The organism is Croceicoccus gelatinilyticus, from assembly GCF_018398395.1.
Classification (GTDB): Bacteria; Pseudomonadota; Alphaproteobacteria; order Sphingomonadales; family Sphingomonadaceae; genus Croceicoccus; species Croceicoccus gelatinilyticus.
This window is the reverse complement of record NZ_JAHCBF010000004.1, coordinates 218,740-241,298: the sequence shown is the minus strand read 5'-3', so window position 1 is coordinate 241,298 and position 22,559 is coordinate 218,740. Positions and strand designations below refer to the sequence as shown.

The 22,559-nt window shown below is 64.4% G+C and carries 22 protein-coding genes; 9 read left to right on the top strand and 13 right to left on the bottom strand.

Annotation, left to right across the window (positions count from 1 at the left end):
* Positions 1-5 precede the first annotated feature (5 nt).
* Together mltA and KIH45_RS10585 are read left to right on the top strand one after the other, a co-directional pair.
* Positions 6-1,145: a murein transglycosylase A gene (gene mltA / locus KIH45_RS10590; protein ID WP_213175964.1), complete on the top strand. Its 1,140-nt coding sequence runs from the start codon at positions 6-8 to the stop codon at positions 1,143-1,145.
* Positions 1,142-1,723, top strand: a complete 582-nt coding sequence (locus KIH45_RS10585; RefSeq protein WP_213175963.1) for a Smr/MutS family protein — start codon at positions 1,142-1,144, stop codon at positions 1,721-1,723. Before mltA ends, KIH45_RS10585 begins: the two co-directional genes overlap by 4 nt.
* On the opposite strand, the gene KIH45_RS10580 is transcribed toward KIH45_RS10585, so the two are convergent.
* From KIH45_RS10580 to aroC, 4 genes are all read right to left on the bottom strand, one after another.
* Complete coding sequence (locus KIH45_RS10580) at positions 1,720-2,322, bottom strand: Pr6Pr family membrane protein (RefSeq protein WP_213175962.1); 603 nt, start codon at positions 2,320-2,322, stop codon at positions 1,720-1,722. The two genes, KIH45_RS10585 and KIH45_RS10580, sit on opposite strands and share 4 nt — an antisense overlap.
* An 89-nt stretch (positions 2,323-2,411) precedes the next feature.
* Positions 2,412-4,025 carry an alkyl hydroperoxide reductase subunit F gene (ahpF, locus tag KIH45_RS10575; RefSeq protein ID WP_213175961.1) on the bottom strand — a complete coding sequence of 538 codons (1,614 nt, stop codon included), beginning with the start codon at positions 4,023-4,025 and terminating at the stop codon, positions 2,412-2,414.
* A 134-nt stretch (positions 4,026-4,159) separates the two neighbouring features.
* Complete coding sequence (gene ahpC / locus KIH45_RS10570) at positions 4,160-4,726, bottom strand: alkyl hydroperoxide reductase subunit C (RefSeq protein ID WP_213175960.1); 567 nt, start codon at positions 4,724-4,726, stop codon at positions 4,160-4,162.
* 200 nt (positions 4,727-4,926) lie between these two features.
* Entirely contained in the window at positions 4,927-5,997 is a 1,071-nt protein-coding gene (gene aroC / locus KIH45_RS10565) for a chorismate synthase (RefSeq protein WP_213175959.1), read from the bottom strand.
* Between the two features lie 104 nt (positions 5,998-6,101).
* On the opposite strand from aroC, the gene KIH45_RS10560 reads away from it, so the two are divergent.
* The 3 genes from KIH45_RS10560 to KIH45_RS10550 all read left to right on the top strand — a co-directional run bounded on the left by KIH45_RS10560 (position 6,102) and on the right by KIH45_RS10550 (position 8,041).
* Positions 6,102-6,449: an ArsC family reductase gene (locus tag KIH45_RS10560; RefSeq protein ID WP_213175958.1), complete on the top strand. Its 348-nt coding sequence runs from the start codon at positions 6,102-6,104 to the stop codon at positions 6,447-6,449.
* 52 nt (positions 6,450-6,501) lie between these two features.
* A complete protein-coding gene (locus KIH45_RS10555; RefSeq protein WP_213175957.1) occupies positions 6,502-7,287 on the top strand; it encodes a siderophore-interacting protein in 786 nt (261 codons plus the stop codon).
* 70 nt (positions 7,288-7,357) lie between these two features.
* The gene (locus KIH45_RS10550; protein WP_213175956.1) at positions 7,358-8,041 is read left to right on the top strand and encodes a DUF2059 domain-containing protein; all 684 of its coding nucleotides are present in this window, start codon (positions 7,358-7,360) and stop codon (positions 8,039-8,041) included.
* 21 nt (positions 8,042-8,062) lie between these two features.
* On the opposite strand, the gene KIH45_RS10545 is transcribed toward KIH45_RS10550, so the two are convergent.
* Both KIH45_RS10545 and ubiG read right to left on the bottom strand, forming a co-directional pair.
* Positions 8,063-8,692, bottom strand: a complete 630-nt coding sequence (locus tag KIH45_RS10545; protein WP_213175955.1) for a DUF4259 domain-containing protein — start codon at positions 8,690-8,692, stop codon at positions 8,063-8,065.
* Positions 8,693-8,738: 46 nt separating this feature from the next.
* Entirely contained in the window at positions 8,739-9,488 is a 750-nt protein-coding gene (ubiG, locus tag KIH45_RS10540; protein WP_213175954.1) for a bifunctional 2-polyprenyl-6-hydroxyphenol methylase/3-demethylubiquinol 3-O-methyltransferase UbiG, read from the bottom strand.
* Positions 9,489-9,542: 54 nt separating this feature from the next.
* Here ubiG and KIH45_RS10535 point away from each other — a divergent pair, with 54 nt between their 5' ends.
* A complete protein-coding gene (locus KIH45_RS10535) occupies positions 9,543-10,811 on the top strand; it encodes an aspartate kinase (RefSeq protein WP_420481933.1) in 1,269 nt (422 codons plus the stop codon).
* A gap of 23 nt (positions 10,812-10,834) precedes the next feature.
* Here KIH45_RS10535 and KIH45_RS10530 read toward each other — a convergent pair whose 3' ends face one another.
* The 4 genes from KIH45_RS10530 to katG all read right to left on the bottom strand — a co-directional run bounded on the left by KIH45_RS10530 (position 10,835) and on the right by katG (position 15,971).
* On the bottom strand, positions 10,835-11,020 hold the full coding sequence (locus tag KIH45_RS10530; RefSeq protein ID WP_213175953.1) for a hypothetical protein: 186 nt from the start codon (positions 11,018-11,020) through the stop codon (positions 10,835-10,837).
* Positions 11,021-11,073: 53 nt separating this feature from the next.
* Positions 11,074-13,242, bottom strand: coding sequence for a TonB-dependent receptor (locus KIH45_RS10525; protein ID WP_213175952.1), 2,169 nt, complete (start codon positions 13,240-13,242; stop codon positions 11,074-11,076).
* A 153-nt stretch (positions 13,243-13,395) separates the two neighbouring features.
* Positions 13,396-13,566 carry a hypothetical protein gene (locus KIH45_RS10520; protein WP_213175951.1) on the bottom strand — a complete coding sequence of 57 codons (171 nt, stop codon included), beginning with the start codon at positions 13,564-13,566 and terminating at the stop codon, positions 13,396-13,398.
* Between the two features lie 203 nt (positions 13,567-13,769).
* Positions 13,770-15,971 carry a catalase/peroxidase HPI gene (gene katG / locus KIH45_RS10515; protein WP_213175950.1) on the bottom strand — a complete coding sequence of 734 codons (2,202 nt, stop codon included), beginning with the start codon at positions 15,969-15,971 and terminating at the stop codon, positions 13,770-13,772.
* A gap of 232 nt (positions 15,972-16,203) precedes the next feature.
* Between katG and KIH45_RS10510 the strand changes: the two genes are divergently transcribed.
* The 3 genes from KIH45_RS10510 to KIH45_RS10500 all read left to right on the top strand — a co-directional run bounded on the left by KIH45_RS10510 (position 16,204) and on the right by KIH45_RS10500 (position 18,628).
* A complete protein-coding gene (locus tag KIH45_RS10510) occupies positions 16,204-17,214 on the top strand; it encodes an NAD(P)H-dependent flavin oxidoreductase (RefSeq protein ID WP_213175949.1) in 1,011 nt (336 codons plus the stop codon).
* 31 nt (positions 17,215-17,245) lie between these two features.
* The gene (locus KIH45_RS10505) at positions 17,246-17,647 is read left to right on the top strand and encodes a VOC family protein (protein ID WP_213175948.1); all 402 of its coding nucleotides are present in this window, start codon (positions 17,246-17,248) and stop codon (positions 17,645-17,647) included.
* A 126-nt stretch (positions 17,648-17,773) separates the two neighbouring features.
* Positions 17,774-18,628, top strand: coding sequence for a dienelactone hydrolase family protein (locus tag KIH45_RS10500; RefSeq protein ID WP_337925460.1), 855 nt, complete (start codon positions 17,774-17,776; stop codon positions 18,626-18,628).
* A 33-nt stretch (positions 18,629-18,661) separates the two neighbouring features.
* Here the strand turns inward: KIH45_RS10500 and KIH45_RS10495 are convergent, their stop codons facing one another.
* From KIH45_RS10495 to pepN, 3 genes are read right to left on the bottom strand one after another with little or no spacing between them, the layout of a single operon-like run.
* A complete protein-coding gene (locus KIH45_RS10495) occupies positions 18,662-19,108 on the bottom strand; it encodes a protein tyrosine phosphatase family protein (protein WP_213175946.1) in 447 nt (148 codons plus the stop codon).
* A complete protein-coding gene (pgeF, locus tag KIH45_RS10490) occupies positions 19,105-19,866 on the bottom strand; it encodes a peptidoglycan editing factor PgeF (protein ID WP_213175945.1) in 762 nt (253 codons plus the stop codon). Before pgeF ends, KIH45_RS10495 begins: the two co-directional genes overlap by 4 nt.
* Positions 19,859-22,510: an aminopeptidase N gene (pepN, locus tag KIH45_RS10485; protein ID WP_213175944.1), complete on the bottom strand. Its 2,652-nt coding sequence runs from the start codon at positions 22,508-22,510 to the stop codon at positions 19,859-19,861. Before pepN ends, pgeF begins: the two co-directional genes overlap by 8 nt.
* Positions 22,511-22,559 lie beyond the last annotated feature (49 nt).

The following is a 22,559-nucleotide window of genomic DNA, read 5'->3' as shown; positions in this document are numbered from 1 at the left end:
TCATCATGGTGAAGTGGGCGCGCCGGATCGCGATCCTTTCCGGCGTGGCCGCGCTTGGCGCCTGCGCCGCCCCTCCGCCCGAGGAAGCGCCGCCACCTCCTGAACCCACCAATGCAGTCGAGGCCGGGCTCTCGCCCGGCCCCGCCATGTCGACCCTGCCGCTGACGCCCGAGGATGCGGAAGCGGCACGGCTGTCTTTCGTCGAATCCTGCCCGAAACTGCTGGGCCGGAACGATAACAGCGGGATTGAGGCATACTGGACGCCTGCCTGCGAAGCCGCGCCCTTATGGGGCAGCGATCCTGTTGGTTTCTTTGACGCCTTTTTCGAGACGGCACAGATCGGATCGGGCGAGGCGTTCCTGACCGGGTATTTCGAACCGCAGATCGATGGCGTTCGCGAGAAGCGCGACGGGTATGACGTTGCGGTTTATGGCATGCCGGACGACCTGATCCGCGATCCCGAATATGCCGGCGAAGGCCGGGGTCCGCTGGGCCGCGTGGACGAAACCGGCGCCTTTGTGCCCTATTACGAGCGGGCCGAGATCGTCGCGGGCGCGTTGGACGGCAAGGCGCCTGTCATCGGATGGGCCAAGGATCCGGTCGATTTCTTCTTCCTGCAGATACAGGGTTCGGGCCAGTTGATCGGACCCGACGGCGACGTGCTGCGCATCGGTTACGCCGGCCAGAACGGGCGCGAATATGTCGCCATCGGGCGCACCTTGCGCGAACGCGGTGTCTTCGCGCCTGGTGAGGCGACGATGCAGGGGATCGTGGAATGGCTCCACGCCAATCCGGACGAGGCCGACGAGGTCATGAACGGAAACAAGTCGTGGGTCTTCTTCAAGGAGCTGACCGGCGACGGACCGCTCGGCGCGCTGGGCGTACCGGTGCGCGCCCATGCCAGCGTCGCTGCCGATCCGAAATTCATTCCGCTCGGCGCTCCGGTCTTCATCGATGCCGCGCATGATGTGGCCGACGGCTTGTGGATCGCGCAGGATACCGGCGGCGCGATCAAGGGCGCTAACCGGTTCGACACGTTCTGGGGTGCAGGAGCAGAGGCAAAGACGATCGCCGGCGGCATGAGCAGTGATGCCAGTGCGCTGGTCTTCCTGCCGAAGGGAACGCTGGCGCGGCTGGCGCAATGAAACCGCCAAATCCCCGCACGCCCGAAGGGTTGAGCGACGAGGAAGCCGCGCTCTGGGCCAAGGTCGCCGCGACCGTCACGCCTTTCAAGGAACGGATGACACGGCCCGCGCCCGTCCCTGCCAAGCCCGTTCCGGTCACCGTGACACCGCCTAAGAAGGTGAAAGGCCGCGTGCCCGCGCCGCGTCCGGCTCCGCCGCCACCGCCTGCACCTGCGCCGCCTCCGGGGCTGGACTCACACTGGGACCGGAAACTGACGGGGCGGATGTTGCAGCCCGATTTCACGCTCGACCTGCATGGCCACACGCTGGACCAGGCGCACCGGCGGCTCGACATGGGGCTCGCGCAGGCGAAGGCCATGGGCGCGCGGGTCGTGCTGTTGGTGACGGGCAGGCCGCGTCCGGTGGAGGCCGCCGACAGGGGTGAGCGGCGCGGGGCGATCCGGGCCAAGATCCTCGACTGGCTGGCGGCTGGCCCGCACGGCTCCGATATCGCGGCGGTGCGCAATGCGCAGCGGCGGCATGGCGGGGATGGCGCGCTCTACCTCGTCTTGCGCAGGCCGCGGCAGGACCGGCTCTAGCGTCGCGCTTTCGCGATCCCGACGAAGATCGCGCCGACGACCAGGAATATCGCTGTCAGCGCAAGGACGTTTACGCCCAGCATCAGCCCGCCGATCTGCGCCACGTCGAGAAACGGATAGGGATATGCACCCGTCACCGCCCCGCGGACCAGTGCATAGGCGGTATAGACGACGGGCCAGGGCAGGACCCACGCGAGGTCACGCCAGAGGATCCCCGGCGTGCCGCCGAACACCACCCACCACAGCACCGTCAGCGCCGGTATCACGGTGTGAAATCCCTGATTGGTCACGGCATCAAGCCCGCTGAACGTCTGCAGGTCGGCCAGAACCGCGTGGAACACGATTCCCACCATCGCGATCGCCGTGACCAGCGCCAGCATCAGCCGGTGCCCCGGCACGCGGCCCAGCGCGAGGCGCAGCATGACGACCGTGACCGCCGCATTGGTGAGGATCGTGAAATAGCGCGACAGCGCCGCGAAGGCCCCGAACAGAGAGCCGGTCTTCTCAACGCTCAACGCGATCTGCAGCGCGAAAGTCGCAAGGCTGACGATGGCGATGACGCCGGCCGAAATCCTGGCTGCGGGTGTGATGGCGTTCATGGACGGAAGGTCTAACGCGCAGGGCGCAAATGAAAAGGGCGGGACCGGCGCAGTGCCGATCCCGCCCTTTCAGGGTTGGGTGCGTAAGGTCAGGCGACCTTTGCCTCGTGCGTGGCGGCGGCCTGCGCGATCTCTTCGGCCGGTTCCGTGCGGATCAGGTAGTCGAACGCGGACAGCGCCGCCTTCGACCCTTCGCCCATGGCGATGATGATCTGCTTGTAGGGCACCGTCGTTGCATCGCCCGCGGCAAAGATGCCGGGCAGGTTGGTGGCGGCGCGGTCGTTGATCACGATCTCGCCGTGCTTCGACAGCTCGATGCCGCTGTCCTTCAGCCACTCGGTATTGGGGACAAGGCCGATCTGCACGAAGACGCCTTCGAGCTCGATCTTGTGCTCCTCGCCCGTTTCGCGGTGCTTGTAGACGAGGCCGTTCACCTTCGAGCCGTCACCCGTGATCTCGGTCGTCTGGGCCGAGACGTGGATGTCGACGTTCTGGAACGAGCGCAGCTTGTCCTGCAGCACCTGATCGGCGCGCAGCTGGCTGTCGAATTCGATCAGGGTGACGTGGCCGACGATATTGGCAAGGTCGATCGCCGCCTCGACGCCGGAGTTGCCGCCGCCGATCACCGCGACGCGCTTGCCCTTGAAGAGCGGGCCGTCACAGTGCGGGCAATAGGCAACGCCCTTGGTCTGGTACTCGGCCTCACCGGGCACGCCCAGCGAACGCCAGCGCGCACCGGTCGACAGGACGAGGCTGCGGGCCTTCAAGGTGCCGCCGTTTTCGAACTCGACGGTGTGGTAGCCGCCGGGCTTTTCCGCCGGGATCAGCTTGCTGGCGCGGACCGGCTTCACGACATCGATGTCATATTCGCCGATATGCGCTTCCATCTGCGCGGAAAGCTTCGGGCCTTCGGTATAGGCGGTCGAAATGAAGTTCTCGATACCCATCGTGTCCAGAACCTGCCCGCCGATACGGTCGGCGGCGATGCCGGTGCGAAAGCCCTTGCGCGCCATGTAGATCGAAGCTGCGGACCCTGCGGGGCCGCCACCGACGACAAGCGCCTCGAAAGGAGCCATTTCCTTCATCTCGTCGGCGATCCGGTCGGCGGCGCCGGTGTCGACCTTGGCGAGAATTTCTTCCAGCCCCATGCGGCCGCTGGCCCACATCTCACCTTCCTTGAAGACGGCGGGGACGGCAAGCACGCCGCGTTCCTCGACCTCGTCCTTGAACGTGCCGCCTTCGATCAGGGTCGCGGACACGCCCTTGTTGAACAGGCTGAGCAGGGTCAGCGCCTGAACGACGTCGGGGCAGTTGTGGCAGGATAGCGAGAAATACATCTCGAAGTTGTGGGTGCCGGACAGGGCCTTGGCCTGTTCGACCAGCTTCTCGTCGACCTTGGGCGGGTGGCCGCCTGCCCAGAGCAGGGCAAGGACGAGCGAGGTGAATTCGTGGCCCAGCGGGATGCCTGCGAAAGTCACGGCGACGTCGTGGTCACCGGCGCGGCGGATGATGAAGCTGGGCTTGCGGGCGTCGTCCCCGTCGAAGCTGGCCGTAACCTTGTCCGACATCTCGGCAATCATGGTCAGCAGTTCGCGGGTGTCAGTGGACTTCTGCCCGTCGCCAAGCGAGGCGACGAGCTCGATCGGCTCGCGCAGCATACCGAGATACTGCTGCAGCTGCTGCTTCAGGTTGGCGTCGAGCATGGAAAATCTCCTGGATTATGAACGCAAAACGGCCCGGAGCTCCGGAAAGGGTGCCCCGGGCCGCATGGTTGGTCGGATCGCCCCGGATTGGGGGGAGGGTGGGGCGATCCGACCCTTAGATCGTGGCGATCAGCTTAGATCTTGCCGACGAGGTCCAGCGACGGGGCAAGCGTGTCGCTGCCTTCTTCCCACTTGGCCGGGCAGACCTGGCCGGGGTTTTCGCGGACGTACTGTGCGGCGCGGATCTTGCGGACCAGTTCGTTGGCATTACGGCCAACGCCTTCACAGGTCTGTTCCATCAGCTGGATGACGCCATCGGGATCGACGACGAAAGTCGCACGGTCGGCAAGGCCCATTTCCTCACGCAGAACGTCGAAGTTCTTCGACAGCGTGTGGAGCTGGTCGCCGAGGAACGGATACTTGATCTTGTTGATCTTTTCCGAAGTGTCGTGCCAGGCCTTGTGGCTGAAGTGCGTGTCGGTCGAAACGCCGAACACTTCGACACCCATCTTCTGGAGCATCTCGTAGTGCTCACCAAGGTCTTCGAGCTCGGTCGGGCAAACGAAGGTGAAGTCGGCGGGGTAGAAGAAGAAGACCGCCCACTTGCCTTCGATGTCCTTTTCGGTGACGTCGAAGAAGTCCTTGCCGGCCTGGAATGCGGTGGCTTTGAACGGCTTGATCTGGCTGCCGATGATACCCATTGCGTTTTTCTCCTGTACGCGTGAATTCGTTGACGCACCCCAGATAGGTTGCGCCGCAACAAATCCCAAACGGTAAAAGCCGAACAGTTTGATCGATTAAATCAATCAGGCTGAACTGATCGATTTTTGCGATGAATCAATGTGTTTGCGGGAACAGTCGGATTCAAGGGGCGAACATGCCCCGAATCCCTGCGCGCAGGTCAGCCGCCGGTTTGTGCGCGGTGCAGCATGAAGTGGTCGGCCAGCACCAGCGCCATCATCGCCTCCACCACCGGAACGCCGCGAATGCCGACGCACGGATCATGGCGGCCCTTCGTGACGATTTCGCTTTCCTCGCCGTCACGGGTGATCGTGGGCACGGGGATGAGGATCGAACTGGTCGGCTTGAAGGCGACGCGCACGCGCACCGGCTGTCCGGTGGAGATGCCGCCCGCGATGCCGCCGGCGTGATTCGATGCGAAGTCGGGGCCTTGCGAACCGGGGCTCATCGCGTCGGCGTTCTGTTCACCGCGCAGGGCAGCCGCTCCGAAACCGTCGCCGATCTCGACGCCCTTCGTGGCGTTGATGCCCATCATCGCGGCGGCAAGGTCTGCATCGAGCTTGGCATAGATCGGCGCGCCCCAGCCTGCCGGAACGCCTGTCGCTTCGCAGGTCACGACCGCGCCCAGCGAGGAACCGGCCTTGCGAGCCTCGTCCACCATCGCTTCCCAGCGCTTGGCCGCGTCGGCATCGGGGCAGAAGAACGGGTTCTGGCCGATCTGGTCCGCGTCGAAGTTGCTCTCGTCGATCTCGTCGCCGCCGATCGCGCTGACCCAGCCGCGGATCTGCACGCCGGAGACGATCTTGCGCGCCACGGCACCGGCGGCCACGCGCGCCGCCGTTTCGCGGGCAGAGGAACGTCCGCCGCCGCGATAGTCGCGAAAGCCGTATTTCGCGTCATAGGCATAGTCCGCGTGGCCGGGACGATAGGCCTTGGCGACTTCGGAATAGTCCTTCGAACGCTGATCGGTATTCTCGATCATCAGGCTGATCGGAGTGCCGGTCGTGCGGCCTTCGAAAACGCCCGACAGGATCCTGACCTCGTCCGGTTCGCGGCGCTGCGTGGTGAAGCGGCTGGTGCCGGGCTTGCGCGCGTCGAGGAAGGGCTGAATGTCGGCTTCTGACAGGTCGATCTGCGGCGGGCACCCGTCGAGAACGGCGCCCAGCGCCGGTCCATGGCTTTCGCCCCAGGTGGTGAACCGCAGCACGCGGCCGAACGTATTGAAGCTCATGTCTCAAGCGCCTTTCGCGCGCCTCTTTGGCGGATTGCGCGCAAATGTCCAGTTGCTAGAGGGGGAAGGCAATCCGCACTTCGATCAGGACTGGACCTTAAGGCATGAGCGTGACCCTATACGGCATTCCCAATTGCGACACCGTGAAAAAGGCGCGCAAGTGGCTTGAGGCGCGGGGCGCGGACTATGCCTTTCACGACTATAAGAAGGCCGGTGTGCCCGAAGACCACTTGCGCGAATGGGTGGCGAAAGAGGGCTGGGAAGTGCTGCTGAACAAGCGCGGCACGACGTTTCGCAAGCTTTCCGATGCCGACAAGGCGGACATCGACGCGGACAAGGCGATCGCGCTGATGATGGAGCATCCCTCGATGATCAAGCGGCCAGTGGTGGAGCATGAAGGCGGCCTGCTCGTCGGGTTCGATCCCGATAAATGGAACGGCTCGTTGCAATAAAATCAACGCGCGAGTTCTTGCGAACTGTTCGCAAGAAGCCCATCTACTGCTTATGAACGATACGACCAAACCCGCCGGTGGCCCACCGCGCCGCCCCGCCCCGCAACCTTATACGGTTATTTCCAAGACCCGCGTCACGCCGAACATGATCCGCGTGACCCTGGGCGGTGAAGGTATGGCGACGCTGCGGCCGCAGGCCGAGGGCGGCTATTTCAAGATGCGCTTCGGTGACGAGGACGGCGGCAAGCCTCCGGTCCGGTCCTACACGATCCGCAGGCAGGATGCAGAAAGTGTCGATGTCGATTTCGTTGTCCACGGCGAGGGCGGACATGCCGGTCCCGCGGTCGAATGGGCGCTGGCGGCAGAAGCCGGCCAGACAATCATGGCCGGCGGGCCGGGGCCGGCAAAGACCCTGCCCGAAGGCATGGACCAGTACCTGATTGCGGGCGACATGACCGCGCTTCCCGCGATCTCGGTCAATCTCGAACGCCTGCCCGCCGATGCGAAGGGCGTCGCGGTGATCGAGATCCAGTCCGAGGCCGACAGGCAGGACATCGCCCACCCCGAAGGTGTCGAACTGGTCTGGCTGGTCAACGCGCAGCCGGGGACGCAGCCGGATCTTCTCGTCAATGCGCTACGTGATGCGGGACGCGGCGCGGGCGAGGTCTATGGCTGGGCCGCTGCCGAGTTCGGATCGATGCAGGCTTTGCGCGCCTATCTTCGCGACGAATGCGGGCTGGACCGCGATCACCTCTACGTCTCCAGCTACTGGAAGCACGGCGAGGACGACGACGGCCACCGCGAGGCTAAGCAGGCCGACGGGGTTCTTGCGGGCTGAATTTATCCTTTCCCCCGATGGACTTGGTGCCTAAAGTCGGGCGCAGGGATCAATCCGGGGGAGTTACCTGATGAAGACCGTTTTCGGCGCCGTTTCGGCGCTTGCCCTTGTTGCACTTGCCGCGCCTGCCGCCGCGCAGGACGCGCCCGCTTCGCGTGAGGAGGCTGCGCAGGCCACTGTCGACTACCTGTTTCCCGAAGGCATCTACGAACGCATGATGCGCGGGACGATGGAGCAAATGACCGGCCAAATGATGGAGTCCATGATGGACATCCCCATGCGCAACCTCGTGTCGCAGATGGACCTGCCCGAAGACAAGGTCGCCGACCTTGGCGAGGCGACCATGCGCGAGATGATGGAAGTGCTGGACCCGCATTTCATCGAACGGATGCAGCTGACCAACTCGGTCATGATGGACGGCATGGTCGACGTCATGGCGTCAATGGAACCTGCCATGCGCGAAGGTCTGGCCGAAGCCTATGCCGACAAGTTCACCGCAGCCGAACTGAACGAACTCACCGCCTTCTTCGCCACGCCCACCGGCACCAAGTATGCCGAGAACGCGATGATGATCTTCATGGACCCGAAGATGATGGCCAAAATGCAGGAATCGATGCCGAAGATCATGGAGGCCATGCCCGCCCTGATCGGCAAGGCGCAGGAAGCGACCGCACACCTGCCGCCCCCGCGCAAGCCCGAGGACCTGACCGAGGAAGAGCGCGAGCGTATCGAGACCCTCGCTACGGGGGACTGATCGCGCGAAGCATCCGCGGCGTTACCTGAGGTCGAACTTCCAGTTCTGAACCATATGCCGCGGGTGCAGCTTCGCGTTGAGGCACCTCAGGTGGCAATAAAGCCCCTGCTCGCCGAACAGCCCGTTGCGGTCGGTGTAGTCGCGAAAGCCGAGGTAGAACATATCGCCCTCGCTCATGCCCTCGTCGCAGAAGACGCAGGGCATGATCGGGCCGGCCTGCTTCTCGACCTCTTCCTTGGTCGGGCGGTCCCAGCTCATGTCGGGGTTGAGCCGGTCGACAAGGCCGGTGATCGCGCGGCCGAATTCTTCCGATCCTGCCTCGTCCTCGGCCCAGAGGTCGAGCAGTTCGGACTTGCTCATCACCCGCGAGACGCAGCCGCGCGCCATTTCGATAAGTTCGGCTGAGGGCTCCTTGCCCTGCAGCTTTTCGAGCAGGTCTTCGGGCACGTCACTTGCCACCTGCCCCATCATCGCGGCGACCGCTTCGGCGGCGGCAATCACGCGGCTGGCATCGTCGGCATCGAGATCGGTCGCTCCGTCAAAGGGCGGCAGGCCGGTAAAGACCTTCTCGATATCGTCGGCCGTTTCCAGCTCGTCCGCCCAGTCGAGAGCGGTGTCGTTCTCGAAACTGCCTGCGCCCCATGCACCCATTGCGTCGTCCCCCTCGTAACTTCGCGGTGGTCTTATCGCCCCAGGGTTACCGGCGCGTTGCCGTGACGATGTAGTTGAGCTTGAGATCGTCGGAGAGGTGCAGACCTTTCATCGCGGTAAAAGCAATGCCGCGCGGCGTGCCCATCTCCATCCCGGCTGCATCGAGCAGTTCGTCCAGCTCCTCGGGCACGATGAAATCGTCCCAGTTATGCGTGCCGCGCGGAACCTGTCCGATCATCTCGGCCCCGTCGACGAGCAGCAGCTTCGACGCCGCGGTGCGGTTGGGGGTCGAGAGGATCATCAGCCCGCCCGGCGCAAGCCGCGCGACCAGTTCGCGCACGAAGGCCGCCTTGTCGGCCACGTGCTCGATCACTTCCATCGAGGTCACGAGATCGAAGGTTCCCGCAGGCAAAGTCGACAACTCGCCCGCGTAATAGTCGATATCGAGCCGCATCCCGGCCGCATGATGGCGCGCCGCCGCGATGTTTTCCGCCGCCGCATCGACGCCGGTGACTTTCGCGCCTATGCGCGCCAGCGGCTCGCAAAGCAGCCCCGCACCGCACCCGACGTCGAGCGCGGTCTTGCCCACCAGCGGCGCGCGCGTGGTCACGTCGGTGCCCCAATGCATGTCCACTGCGCTGCGGATGAAGCCGAGGCGCAGTGGGTTCAGCTTGTGCAGCATTGCCGACGAACCCTTGGGGTCCCACCACTCCGCCGCGAGCTTTCCGAAGTGTGCGGCTTCCTCAGGGCGGATAGTGGGCGAACTGGTTTCGCCTGATACAGTTGCGCTTGTCATGCCCTATCCCTAACAGCGCGCTCACACCGATTCCACAACGAAGGGGACGCGGCCTTGGCCCGCATCGTTATGAAATTCGGCGGAACCTCGATGGCAGGGACGGAGCGTATTCGCCGCGTCGCCAACATCGTGCGCCGCCAACAGGCAGCCGGACACGAAGTCGCGGTGGTCGTTTCCGCCATGGCGGGTGAGACCGACCGGCTCGTGAACTTCTGCCGTGAAGCCAATCCGCTCTACGATCCGGCGGAATACGACGTTGTCGTCGCCGCGGGCGAACAGATTACCTCGGGCCTGCTTGCGCTCACGCTGCAGGCGCTGGGCTGCAAGGCGCGTTCGTGGCTGGGCTGGCAGTTGCCGATCCACACCGACAACGCCCATGCCAAGGCACGCATCGGCGACATCGATTCCGATGCCGTCATTGCATCGATGCAGGCGGGCGAGATCGCGGTCATCCCGGGCTTCCAGGGCATCGGCGAAGATGGCCGCGTCGCGACGCTGGGCCGTGGCGGCAGCGACACCAGCGCCGTGGCCGTGGCAGCGGCGGTGAAGGCCGACCGCTGCGACATCTACACCGACGTCGACGGCGTCTACACAACTGACCCGCGCATCGTCGCCAAGGCTCGCAAGCTGAAGGCCGTGACGTTCGAGGAAATGCTCGAACTCGCCTCGGTCGGATCGAAAGTGCTGCAGACCCGCTCGGTTAGCCTCGCCATGAAGGAAGGCGTGCGCGTGCAGGTCCTGTCCTCGTTCGTGGACGACGATGCACCGCTTGCCGACGACCTGCCCGGAACCCTTATCGTGAGCGATGAAGAGCTCGAAGGACTAGACATGGAAAGCCAGCTGATCACCGGCATCGCCGCCGACAAGAACGAAGCGAAGGTCATCTTGACCCGCGTGCCCGACAAGCCGGGCGCCGTGGCGCAGATCTTCGGCCCGCTGGCCGCTGCCAGCATCAACGTCGACATGATCATCCAGAACGTCGGCCGCGAAAAGGGCGAAACCGACGTGACCTTCACCGTGCCCAGCGCGGACCTCGTGCGCACGCAGGCGCTGCTCGAAGAGCAGAAGGGCGAAATCGGCTTCAACCGGATCATCACCGACGCCAAGGTCGCCAAGATCTCGATCGTGGGTGTCGGCATGCGAAGCCACGCCGGCATCGCAGCCACCATGTTCAAGGCGATGGCCGATCGCGGCATCAACATCCAGGCGATCAGCACGTCCGAGATCAAGGTCTCTGTCCTGATCGACGAGGACGAGACCGAACTGGCCGTGCGTATCCTGCACACCGCCTACGGCCTCGACGAGGACAGCGAAGCGGCCTGATCCAAGGTATGGGGAGGACCGCGTCAGTCGGCCCGGTCTTCCTCGCTTTTCCCGGCGGTCGCATTGTTTGAGATGATGCCGATGGCAAAGCCTATTGCCATCAATGCGACGCCGAAGACGAAGTGGCCGAGGTCGAGGATTCCCCCGACATGGATGGCCAGCAGCAGCGCGCATAGCGCCAGCCCTGCCATCAGCGATTTTCCCAGCACGTCATTCCCCCCTGCGGCCTCGGGTCGCAGGGGGGAGTATGCGCAGGTTTGGCTCAAAGGCTCAAGCGCGCGCTCAATTTGAAGTTCCGGCCTGCCAGCGGGACAAAGTCCTTGGTGAAGCTGGCATGGCGGCGGCCTTCGGCGTCGAACAGGTTTTCGACCGCCGCGATGACGGTGAAATTCTCCGAACCGCGCATCGGTTTCCACGCCAGCGAAGCATCGACCATGGCGAAGCTGCCGGTCTTGGTCTCGTAGTCGGCCACGCGCTTTTGCGACGCGTTCCATTCGATCCCGAGACGGGCATCGAGCCTGTCTGACTCGCCGACGAGAGCACCTCCCAGCGCGAGTGGGGGGATCCGCGGGACGGCAGTCCCGTCGGCGAGCGTTGCCCGGGTATAGCTACCCTGCAACTCGGTAGAGATCGCAAAGCCGCCTGCGCGGCCCAGCGGAATATCAGCCTCGGCCTCAAAGCCGTAGTAGTCCGCGTCCTGCTGCTGCTGGACGTAGATGGGCAGGCCGTCCTCCTCATCGGGAGTGGCGGCGAGATAGACGTAATCGTCGAACCAGCTGGCATAGCCGGTCAGCGACAGGTCCACGCCCGCCACGCGCCCGCGCACGTAGCCTTCAAGGCCGAGCGCAGTTTCAAGGTCGAGGTCGGGATCGCCGATCTCGAACTGCTGGGTCGCGACGTGGGGACCGTTGGCGAAGAGTTCTTCGGCAGTGGGGATGCGGGCAGTGCGGCTGGCGTTAAGGCCGAAGCGCATGCCGCCGTCAGTTTCGTGCCACGCGCCGATTGCGCCCGACACGGCATCGAAACTGCGCGAGAGCGAGATGTCGGACGCCTTGGCGGTGCCATGTTCGAAACGCCCTGCAAATTCGACCGTCACGGGGCCGGTCTCGACTTCCTGCAAGGCGAAGAGAGCATATTGCTCGGTCTTGTTCGGCGGAACGAAGGCTTCGGCGCCGATCGCTTCCATGTCGCGATGGAAATACTGCGCCCCGATCGTGCCGTTCCACGTACCGCGCTGGCGCTGGACCAGTTCGACGCGGCCTTCGACGCCTTCGACGAAGAAGCGGGTGCCGACTTCATCGCCTTCCATCTCGGTGTGATCGTAATCGCTATAGCCCCAGCGCGTGTGCACTTCGGCAAAGGGGCCGTCAGCGAAGGTCAGGCCGGCACGAAAGTCGGCGCGCACCTGCTTCAGGTCGATGGAGACGGGGCCTTCTTCTTCCTCGTGGCCCTCTTCCTCGGCATGATCATCTTCATGTTCGTCGGCGTGATCTTCCTCTTCGCCGTGGGCGTGTTCCATGCCCGGTGCGGTCGGGACGCCATAATTGCTGTCGTATAGCGAGACCGAAGCGCCGATGTGCGCGCGATTGCCGATCCAGGCCAGGCCTGCGCCTGCCGATTTCGTCTCGGTCCCGCTGTTGGGCAGGACACCGCGCATATTGGCCGCTTCACGCAATTCGGCGGCGTGTTCGGGATCTTCACCTTCGTCCTCTGCCGCTTCGACAAGGACTTCGGCGCGCAGCGGGTCCGACAGGATATTGCCTGCGACATGGAGGTCGTCGGTCTTGCGCCATGAGCCATCGGCATGAAGCACGAAGCCGCTGCCGAGCGGAACATCGAACGAAGCACCCGCCTCGCGCGCATTGGCCGCGCTGTCGAGTGCGGCGAGCGCATCGACATGAATGGGTTCATCGGGCACGCGGCGCGGGATGCGCTTGTCGATGACGTTGACCGCGCCGCCGATGGCGGAGCTGCCGTAAAGCAGGGTGGCGGGGCCGCGCAGGACCTCGATCCGCTGCGCGGTCAGCGGGTCGACCGAAACGGCATGGTCGGCAGAGGCGTTTGATGCGTCGATCGATCCGATGCCGTCGACCAGCACGCGGACGCGATCGCCGGAAAAGCCGCGCAGGATCGGGCGCGAGGCACCGGGCGCAAATCCCGATGCGCTCACGCCGGGCAGGCCTTCGAGCACTTCGCCGATCTGCCCTTCCATTTCGCGCTGCAGGTCTTCGCCCGAAATGGTCGAGGTGCCGGCAAGAAAGTCGATCCGGCCGATGCCCTTGGCGGTTACGACGATGGGGTCATGGAAATCGTCACTGGAGGGAGCGTCCACCGTGTCCTGTGAAGAGGTATCCTGCGCAAGGGCAGGGGCGGCAAGGGACATGGGGGCGAGAGCGAGAACGAGTGCGATCGTACGTGTATGATATAACATTTCATCGCCACTAGACGATGCTCGGCCTCAGTCAAGCGCGATTGCGCCTGGCGCAGCATTGCCGTGCGGCGAAACGTGCGAATCGCCCGCCGGTCTGACATGGCAAACCGGCGCTGCGATCCGAACCTGTGGTGATCCGAACCGGGTCTGCGATCAGGCGGCGGCTGGCCCCATCAGGTTCATGACGATGCCGGCAACCCCGACGGTAAACAGCGCGCCGCCGCCGACTTGTGTGGCAAGGCGCTTTGTACGGTCCTTCGATACGGGCAGTACCCACAACAGCACTGCACCTGCGGCAAGAACCATTACGAAGAAAGTGACCATTGTCCCTCTCCCTTTCCTTATGGGGAAAGCATGGGGTGACCATGGTTAAGAATTGGTTTGGTAGCTTGGTGAATGCCCCAAAAAAGGAACCCCCCGTGAGTTAACACGGGGGGCGGCCTAGTCTCCGTTGGTTGGGGGGTGGACGCTTGCGCGTTGTGGGGGGAACGCAAACGCCCTGGAGTTTTGGCCTTCCTTTTGCTGCCTTACGCCACGTCGTAGCGGTCGGCATTCATGACTTTCGTCCAAGCTGCCACGAAATCCTTGACGAACTTTTGCTCGTGTCCGTTTTCCGCGTAAACCTCGGCGAGAGCCCGCAGCTGCGAATTCGAACCGAATATAAGATCGGTTCGCGTCGCGCGCCACCTCTCTTTGTCAGTAGCGCGGTCACTACCCACAAATTCTTCATCGCCGCTGTCGTCCACGACCTTCCAGGCCGTGTCCATGTCCAGCAGGTTGACGAAGAAATCGTTGGTGAGCTGGCCCTCACGATCGGTCAGCACGCCGTGCTTCGATCCGCCGTAATTGGCGCCCATCACGCGCATGCCGCCGATCAACACCGTCATTTCCGGTGCGGACAGGCCAAGCAGTTGCGACCGGTCGAGCATCAGCTCTTCGGTCTTCACGCTCATCTTCGTCTTCAGGTAGTTGCGGAAAGCATCCGCCGCCGGTTCGAGCGGCTCGAAGCTTTCGGCATCGGTCCACTCCTCGCTCGCGTCGCCGCGACCGCCGGTGAAAGGCACCGTCACATCGTGCCCTGCTGCCTTGGCCGCCTTTTCGACGCCGACGCAGCCGCCCAGCACGATAAGGTCAGCCATGGACACCTGCGATGAACCCTTGATGTCGTCATAGACGGCAAGGACCTTCTGCAGTTCGGCCGGTTCGTTGACTTCCCACTCGCTCTGCGGGGCAAGGCGGATGCGCGCACCGTTGGCGCCGCCGCGATGGTCCGATTTGCGATAGGTCGATGCCGAGGCCCAGGCGGTCTTCACCAGCTGCGCGACCGAAAGCCCGCTATCCGCGATCTTCGCCTTGAGGTCGGCGACTTCGCTGTCCGACGGCGTGTAACCCGCGGGGATCGGGTCCTGCCAGATCAGGTCTTCTTCGGGCACTTCGGGGCCGAGGTAACGGCACTTGGGGCCCATATCGCGGTGGGTCAGTTTGAACCACGCGCGGGCAAAGGCGTCGGCGAACTCGTCCGGGTTGTCGCGGAACCGTTCGGAGATCGCGCGATAGGACGGGTCGACTTTCATCGCCATGTCCGCCGTCGTCATGATCGTCGGGACCTTCTTCGACGGATCGTGCGCGTCGGGCGCCATGTCCGCCTCTTCGGGGTTCTTCGGCGTCCACTGGTTCGCGCCTGCGGGCGACTTGGTCAGTTCGTAGTCGTACTTGAACAGCAGGCGGAAGTAGTTCTGCGACCATTCGAACGGCGTGTTGGTCCACGGGCCCTCGATGCCGCTGGTGATCGTGTCGGCGCCCATGCCGCTTTCATAGCCGCTGGTCCAGCCAAGGCCCTGGAACGCGATGTCCGCGCCTTCGGGGTCCGCGCCGACCAGCGAGGCATCGCCTGCGCCGTGGCACTTGCCGAATGTGTGGCCGCCTGCAGTCAGCGCGACGGTTTCCTCGTCGTTCATGGCCATGCGGGCGAAGGTTTCGCGGATGTCGCGGGCCGAACCCTCGATATCCGGATTGCCGCCCGGGCCTTCGGGATTGACGTAGATGAGACCCATCTGGATCGCGGCGAGCGGGTTTTCGAGCGCCCAGTCCTTGTCGGGCTGGATACGCGTTTCCGCGCCCGTGTTCACCCACTCTTCCTCGGTGCCCCAATAGACGTCGGTTTCGGGTTCATAGACGTCCGCGCGGCCGCCGCCGAAGCCGAACGTGGGCCCGCCCATCGATTCGATCGCGACATTGCCGGTAAGGACGAAGAGGTCGGCCCAGCTGATGTGCTTTCCGTACTTCTGCTTGATCGGCCAGAGCAGGCGGCGTGCCTTGTCGAGGTTGGCGTTGTCGGGCCAGGAATTGAGCGGGGCGAACCGCTGCTGACCCGAACCTGCTCCGCCGCGGCCGTCCGCGGTGCGATAAGTGCCTGCCGCGTGCCATGCCATGCGAATGAAGAACGGACCGTAGTGACCGTAATCCGCCGGCCACCACGGCTTCGAATCGGTCATCAGCGCGGTCAGGTCGGCCTTCAGCGCATTGTAGTCGAGCGCGTTGAACGCCTCGGCATAGTTGAAATCTTCGCCCATTGGATCGGGCGAGACGCCGCCCTGATGCAGGATCTCCAGCTGAAGCGCATCGGGCCACCAGTCCCGGTTCGTCCGGCCCAGCAGGCCGCGTACGCCTCCGTCATTGTGATTGAACGGGCACCCACCGCCCGGCATCGATCCAGTTGCAACATCCATCTCGGCATCCTCCTCTATGGGGGTCAATCCCCTCTCGAATTAATGCTGATCGAAGATTACCAGTTCCGGTCAATCGGCTGAAATGATCAAACCTGCACAGAAACATTGGGAAAAGCGATCAGTGGCGGGCAGGCCGAGTCGATGAGGGCCGTCAACGGCGCGACTCGGCTTCACGGGGGTATCCGGCCCGTTCCTCTTGCCGCTGGGCGCAGGTGGGACTAATCCGCCGCCTATGACGACCTATACGAAAACCGACGCCCTGATGCGTCGCGGCGCGGAATTCCTCGGCTCGAAGCACGCGATCCTGTGCGGTGCGATGAGCTGGGTGTCCGAGAGGAACCTCGTTTCCGCGATCAGCAACGCGGGCGGCTTTGGCGTGATCGCTTGCGGCGCGATGACGCCCGAGCTTCTCGACAACGAGATTGCCGAGACGAAGAAGCTTACGGACAAGCCCTTTGGCGTGAACCTCATCACGATGCACCCGCAGATCATGGACCTGATCGATGTCTGCGCGAAGCACGGCGTCGGCCATGTCGTGCTGGCTGGCGGCCTTCCGCCCAAGGGGAGTGTCGACAAGATCAAGGAAGCGGGCGCCAAGGTGATCTGCTTTGCGCCGACGCTGGCGCTGGCGAAGAAGCTGCTGCGTTCGGGCGCGGACGCCATGGTGATCGAGGGCATGGAAGCGGGCGGCCACATCGGCCCCGTCGCGACCAGCGTCCTGGCCCAGGAATTCCTGCCCGAACTGGCCGAAGACCATGTCGTCTTCGTTGCCGGCGGCATCGGGCGCGGCGAGGCGATGGCCGGATACCTCGAAATGGGCGCGGCGGGCGTGCAGCTAGGCACGCGCTTCGCCTGTGCCACCGAATCGATCGCGCATCCCGACTTCAAGAAGGCCTTCTTCCGCGCCGGTGCCCGCGATGCGGTTGCCAGCGTGCAGGTCGACCCGCGCCTGCCGGTCATCCCGGTCCGCGCGCTGAAGAACAAGGGCACCGAGGCGTTCACGGCCAAGCAGCGCGAAGTCGCCCAGCTGCTCGACGATGGCAATGTCGACATGGGCGAGGCGCAGCTCCAGATCGAGCATTACTGGGCAGGCGCGCTGCGCCGCGCGGTGATCGACGGCGATATCGAGAACGGCTCGCTGATGGCGGGTCAGTCGGTCGGCATGGTGAAGAAGGAAGAGCCTGTCGCCGACATCATCGCCGAGCTGATGGCCGAGAGCGAGGCTGCGCTTAACCGGCGTTGAGCTTCGGGGCACGGTCGGGCACACTGCGCCAATGCAGGTTAAAGCGCTCGACCACGTCAATATCGTCTCGAACGATCTGGAACGCTCGGCCCGGTTCTATGCCGAGGTCGTGGGACTGACGCGTCACGACCCGCCCGAACCGCTTGAACCCTCGCTGATCCAGTGGATGCACGATGGTGAGGGGCGGCCCGTGCTGCACCTCGTCTCGAAAGATCGTCGCGATTCCGCGAACCGGGACAGCAAGCCCGGCGGGCCGACGGGGGCGGTCCATCACGTTGCGCTCAACTGCGCGGGCCATGCCGATTTCGTGGCGCGGCTGGAGGAGATGGGCATTGCCTATCGCCAGTCGGGCGTATCCGGCATCGGGCTGAAGCAGGTGTTCCTGACCGATCCGGACAATGTTCTCCTCGAACTGAACTTTCACGACGGCTGATTAGGCGCATGGGGTTGCGCCCTGACGCCACGCTCCTAATCTCCGCCTCCGGATGGGCGGACGTTATGCTGGGAGCGAAATTTAATGTGTGATCAACAGCAACTTGCAGAATTCGCCCGCCGCGGCGTGAACCGCCGCACCTTTGCCGCGGGCGTGGGCGCAGCAGGGGGCGCAGCGATCCTGTCCGCCTGCTCGACCTCCGACACCGCCGCCGATGCCGAGGCCTCGATGGCCGCGGCCACGAACGGCGGCGTGCTGGGCAACGAAGTACAGGTCCCGACCGGTAGCGGTACGATGAGCGCGTGGTTCTACCACCCCTCTGCCGGCAACCACCCCGCCGTCATCATGTGGCCCGACATCGCGGGCGTGCGCCCCGCCGCAAAGGCGATGGGCGAGCGGCTGGCCGCAGAAGGCTTTGCCGTGATCGTGCCCGACCCCTACTGGCGCGACGAAGGCCACGCGATGTTCGAGGATTTCGCCGATTTCATGGAGAACGACGGCTTCCAGAAAGTCGGCCCCTACCGCGAGAAGTTCTCCGCCGACACGGTCATGGCTGATACCGCCAGCATTGTCGCATGGCTCGACGCGCAGGACGTGGTCGATACGTCGAAGGGCGTCGGTACGCGCGGGCACTGCATGACCGGATCTTGGACAATCTGGGCCGCGCACGGATCGCCCGACCGTGTGAAAGTCGCAGCATCCATGCATGGCGGTGGCCTCGTCACCGATGCGCCGACCAGCCCGAACAAGATGATCGTCGACAGCGCGACCTACCTGATCGGTATTGCCGAGGACGATGACGCGAAACAGCCCGAGGCCAAGACCGCGCTGAAGGCGGCGCTGGACGCGGCTGGGGCCCAAGGCGTGGTCGACGTCTATGCCGCCGGGCACGGCTGGACCGTTCCGGACTCGCCCGCCTACGACAAGGCGGAGGCGGAACGCGCCTATGACGTGTTCCTCTCGATGTTGAAGGCGCTCTGATCGGGCAGGCAGGGCCTTGCGCCCTGCCACCCACTAAAAGCCGATCAGGCTGGCCCAAGCCGGGGCAGCGGGATTATCCGACGCACGCGGATCCCATTGCTGTCTGAGCAGGGCGAGCGCCCGATCCGGCGCCATGCCGTCCTCGACATTGCTGCGATAGAACAGCGCCGATACGCGCCAGTTCAACACGCAATGCACGTGGACCGGATCGTCGCCCGAAATGGCCGCGCGGAACCGTTGGTAATGATCCTCGGTCGGGCAATCGAACGGTATCGGAATGGCGGTGAAGCCGATGCCATGCTGCGCGCAGAGATCCGCCTCGTCGGGCAGGATCTCGGGATGGTCGGGCATGGCGAGGTTGACCACGTGGCGCACGCCCATGTCCGCCAGCGCGGCGATATCCGCTGCGCCCAACGCTCCCGAAGTCGTGACCCGCGCATCCAGCCTTTGCCAGGCTCGAATGCCAACGGGGTCGCTCACCCGTTGAGGCCGATCAGGCTGATCTGCCTGCCGTAACCTTTCTCTCCCGCCTGCGTCGAACGGCGGTAGGAGAAGAAGCGGTTTTCGTCGTCGTACGTGTCGTGGCCGGTGATCTCCACCTTGCGCACGCCTGCATTTGCAAGGTCCGACGCGACGAAGGCGGCCAAGTCGAACTGGTGATGCCCGATGCGGCCCGGTTTGAAGAAGCGGTCGTACTCGGATTTCTCGGCAAGGAACCGCAAGTAGAAGCCTTCATCCACTTCGTAGCTAGCCTGTGCGATGCACGGCCCGATCGCGGCACCGATGCGCGCAGGGTCCGCGCCCAGCGTCTGCATCGCCTCGACCGTGTTGCGGCACACGCCCGCAAACGCCCCGCGCCATCCGGCATGGGCAGCGCCGATAACGCCCGCTTCCTCGTCGGCCAGCAGGACCGGCGCGCAATCGGCGGTGAGGATGCCTAGCAGGATGCCCGGCTTGTCGGTCACCATCGCGTCGGCATGGGGCCGCGCTTCCAGCGGGAAGGGCGTTTCGATGCGGACGACTTCGGCGGAATGGACCTGATAGACGGTGGCAAGTTCCGCCCCCGGCATCACGCCGTCGACGGCCAGCGTCCGGTTCGCCTCGATCGCGCGGGGCAGGTCGTCCGACCCGGTCCCGACGTTGAGTCCCAGGTATTGCCCGGTGGAAACGCCGCCGCGCCGGCCGAGGAACCCGTGCGGGACCCCGGCAAGCGCGTGTGCGGTAATACGATCAACCATCGAGGCTCTTGGTCACCTGCTCGCGCGTGTCCTTGGAAAGCCCCTCGGCCTTGGCGATGCGTTCAAGCTCTGCGCGCATCATCGCGGCGCGCTTCGGCTCGATCTTGCGCCAGCGGCCCAGTGCCGGAATGAAGCGCGCGGCGGTCTGCGCGTTCAGCGGGTCGAGCTTCAGGACAAGGTCGGCGATCATGCGATATCCGCGCCCGCTCTCGTCATGGAAGGCTGGCTGGTTGACCGCCATCGTCATGTAAAGGCTGCGCACGCGGTTCGGGTTCTTGATCGTGAAGTCGGCGTGGTTCGCCAGCGCCTCGACCGTGTCGAGCACCTTGGGATCGAGCGAGCCTGCCTGAAGCGCGAACCACTTGTCGGTGACGAGCGCGTTGCCTTCGAAACGGGCGCGGAAATCCTCAAGCAGTTCGGCGCGGGCCGGACAGTCGATGCCTGCCAGCACCATGAGCGCGCCCTGACGGTCGGTCATGTTGTCGGCAGCGCGGTACTGCGCCTCTGCCCGGGCGGCGGCTTCCTTCGCGTCGGCGGCGGACAGCAGGACGAGCGCCTGTGTCTTCACCTTGCGCGCGCCGCGTGCCTCTGCACTCAGGCTGTAGCCGATGGCCGAGGCACGTTCGTGCAGCGCGATCAGACGGTCGCGCAGGCGCGATCCGATATAGCTTTTCAGCCGTTCGCGCGCATTGTGCAGCGCGACCGGATCGGCAGGGGCGGCCAGTTCCAGCAGGAACGTGACGGCGGGCATCATCATCAATTCGCCGCGCATCAGGTCGTCGATCTGCGTGTCGTCCAGCACCGCGCCCATGGCATCGGCGATGGCGGTGCGGCGCTTCTCGTCCGGACCGTTCTCGATCGCGCCCAGCAGTTCGCGGGTGACGAGCTGCTGCAGCGCCTCGTAACGGGCGAAGGCATCGTCGTCGTTGGCGGCGAGGAAGACGAGGTCTTCGTCGGCGTTCTCGGCATCGAGCTGGATCGGGGCGGTGAAGCCGCGATTGGCGCTGATCACTGGCGGGCGGGTAAAGCCCTTGAACGTGAACTCGGCCTTGTCCTTGTCGACGATCAGCAGCTTTTCGCCGTCGTGCGCCTTGGTATCGCGGTCGAACAGGGCGACCTTGACCGGGATCGGCATGGCCTTCTTCACGGGCTGGCCGGGGGTTGCCGGAACCTTCTGCGTGAAGTGCAGCGTAACCGCGCCTTCGGACTGGTCGAACTCGGCCCGCATCGTCACCTTGGGCGTACCGGCCTGTTCGTACCACAGGCGGAACTGCGACAGGTCCAGACCTGCGCCGTCCTCCATCGACTTCACGAAATCCTCGCAAGTCGCGGCCTCGCCGTCGTGACGGTCGAAGTAGAGATCGGTGCCCTTACGGAACGCCTCGGGCCCCGCCATCGTGTGCATCATGCGGATGACCTCGGCGCCCTTGTTATAGACGGTCGCGGTGTAGAAGTTGCTGATTTCCTGATAGGAATCGGGGCGGATCGGGTGTGCCAGCGGGCCCGAATCCTCGGGGAATTGGGCGGCGCGCAGAACGCGCACGTCCTCGATCCGCTTGACCGGTTCGCTGCCCATGTCCGCGCTGAACATCTGGTCGCGCAGGACGGTGAAGCCTTCCTTGAGGCTGAGCTGGAACCAGTCGCGGCAGGTGATGCGGTTGCCCGACCAGTTGTGGAAGTATTCGTGACCCACGACGCCCTCGACACCGTCATAGTCGCCGTCGGTCGCCGTTTCCGGATCGGCCAGGACATAGCGGGTGTTGAAGATGTTGAGGCCCTTGTTCTCCATCGCGCCCATGTTGAAATCGGACACGGCGACGATATTGAACTGGTCGAGGTCGTATTCGCGGCCGAAGGTTTCCTCGTCCCACTTCATCGAATTGATGAGGCTGCGCATCGCGTGGTCGGTGCGTTCAAGGTCGCCTTCGCGGACCCAGACGGCCAGTTCGACCTTGCGGCCGTTCATCGTCGTGAAGGTATCGCGGTTGGCGACAAGCTGCCCTGCGACAAGCGCGAAGAGATAGCTCGGCTTGGGCCAGGGATCGTCCCACAGCGCCCACTGGCGGCCCGCGTCGCCTTCGCCCGTTTCGACGAGGTTGCCGTTCGACAGCAGGACGGGGAAGGTCTCCTTGTCGCCTTCCATGCGCACCGTGTACTTCGACAGGACGTCGGGACGGTCGGGGAAGAATGTGATGCGGCGGAAACCCTCGGCCTCGCACTGCGTGCAGAGCATTCCGCTGGAGGCATAGAGCCCCATCAGCTGGCTGTTCGTGGCCGGGTGCAGGTGCGTCTCGATCGTGACTTCGTGCGATGCGCCGGGCAGGGGGAGAAGCAGGTTCGACCCGCTCATCGACCAGCCCTCGGCATCGGCGCCGTCGACCTTCAGGCTCATCACCGCAAGGTTGTCGCCGCACAGGTGCAGCGTCTGGTCGCCGTCGCCATCGGGATTACGCTCGACCTTCAGGGTCGCGACGCATTTCGTCAGTTCGATGCCGAGGTCGAAGTCCAGCCGGATTTCCGGGACCAGCCACGCGGGCGGCGTATAGTTCTTGCGGAAGATGGTTGCGGGATCGACTGGCTCGACGGCGGCGTCCGCCATCTCGGGGTTGCCGGCGGGGTTCGAAGGCGTGCGTGCAATATCCATGGAGGGATAGATGCGCCTTCGACCGCGAGAGGCAAGGCCCAATCCTGTA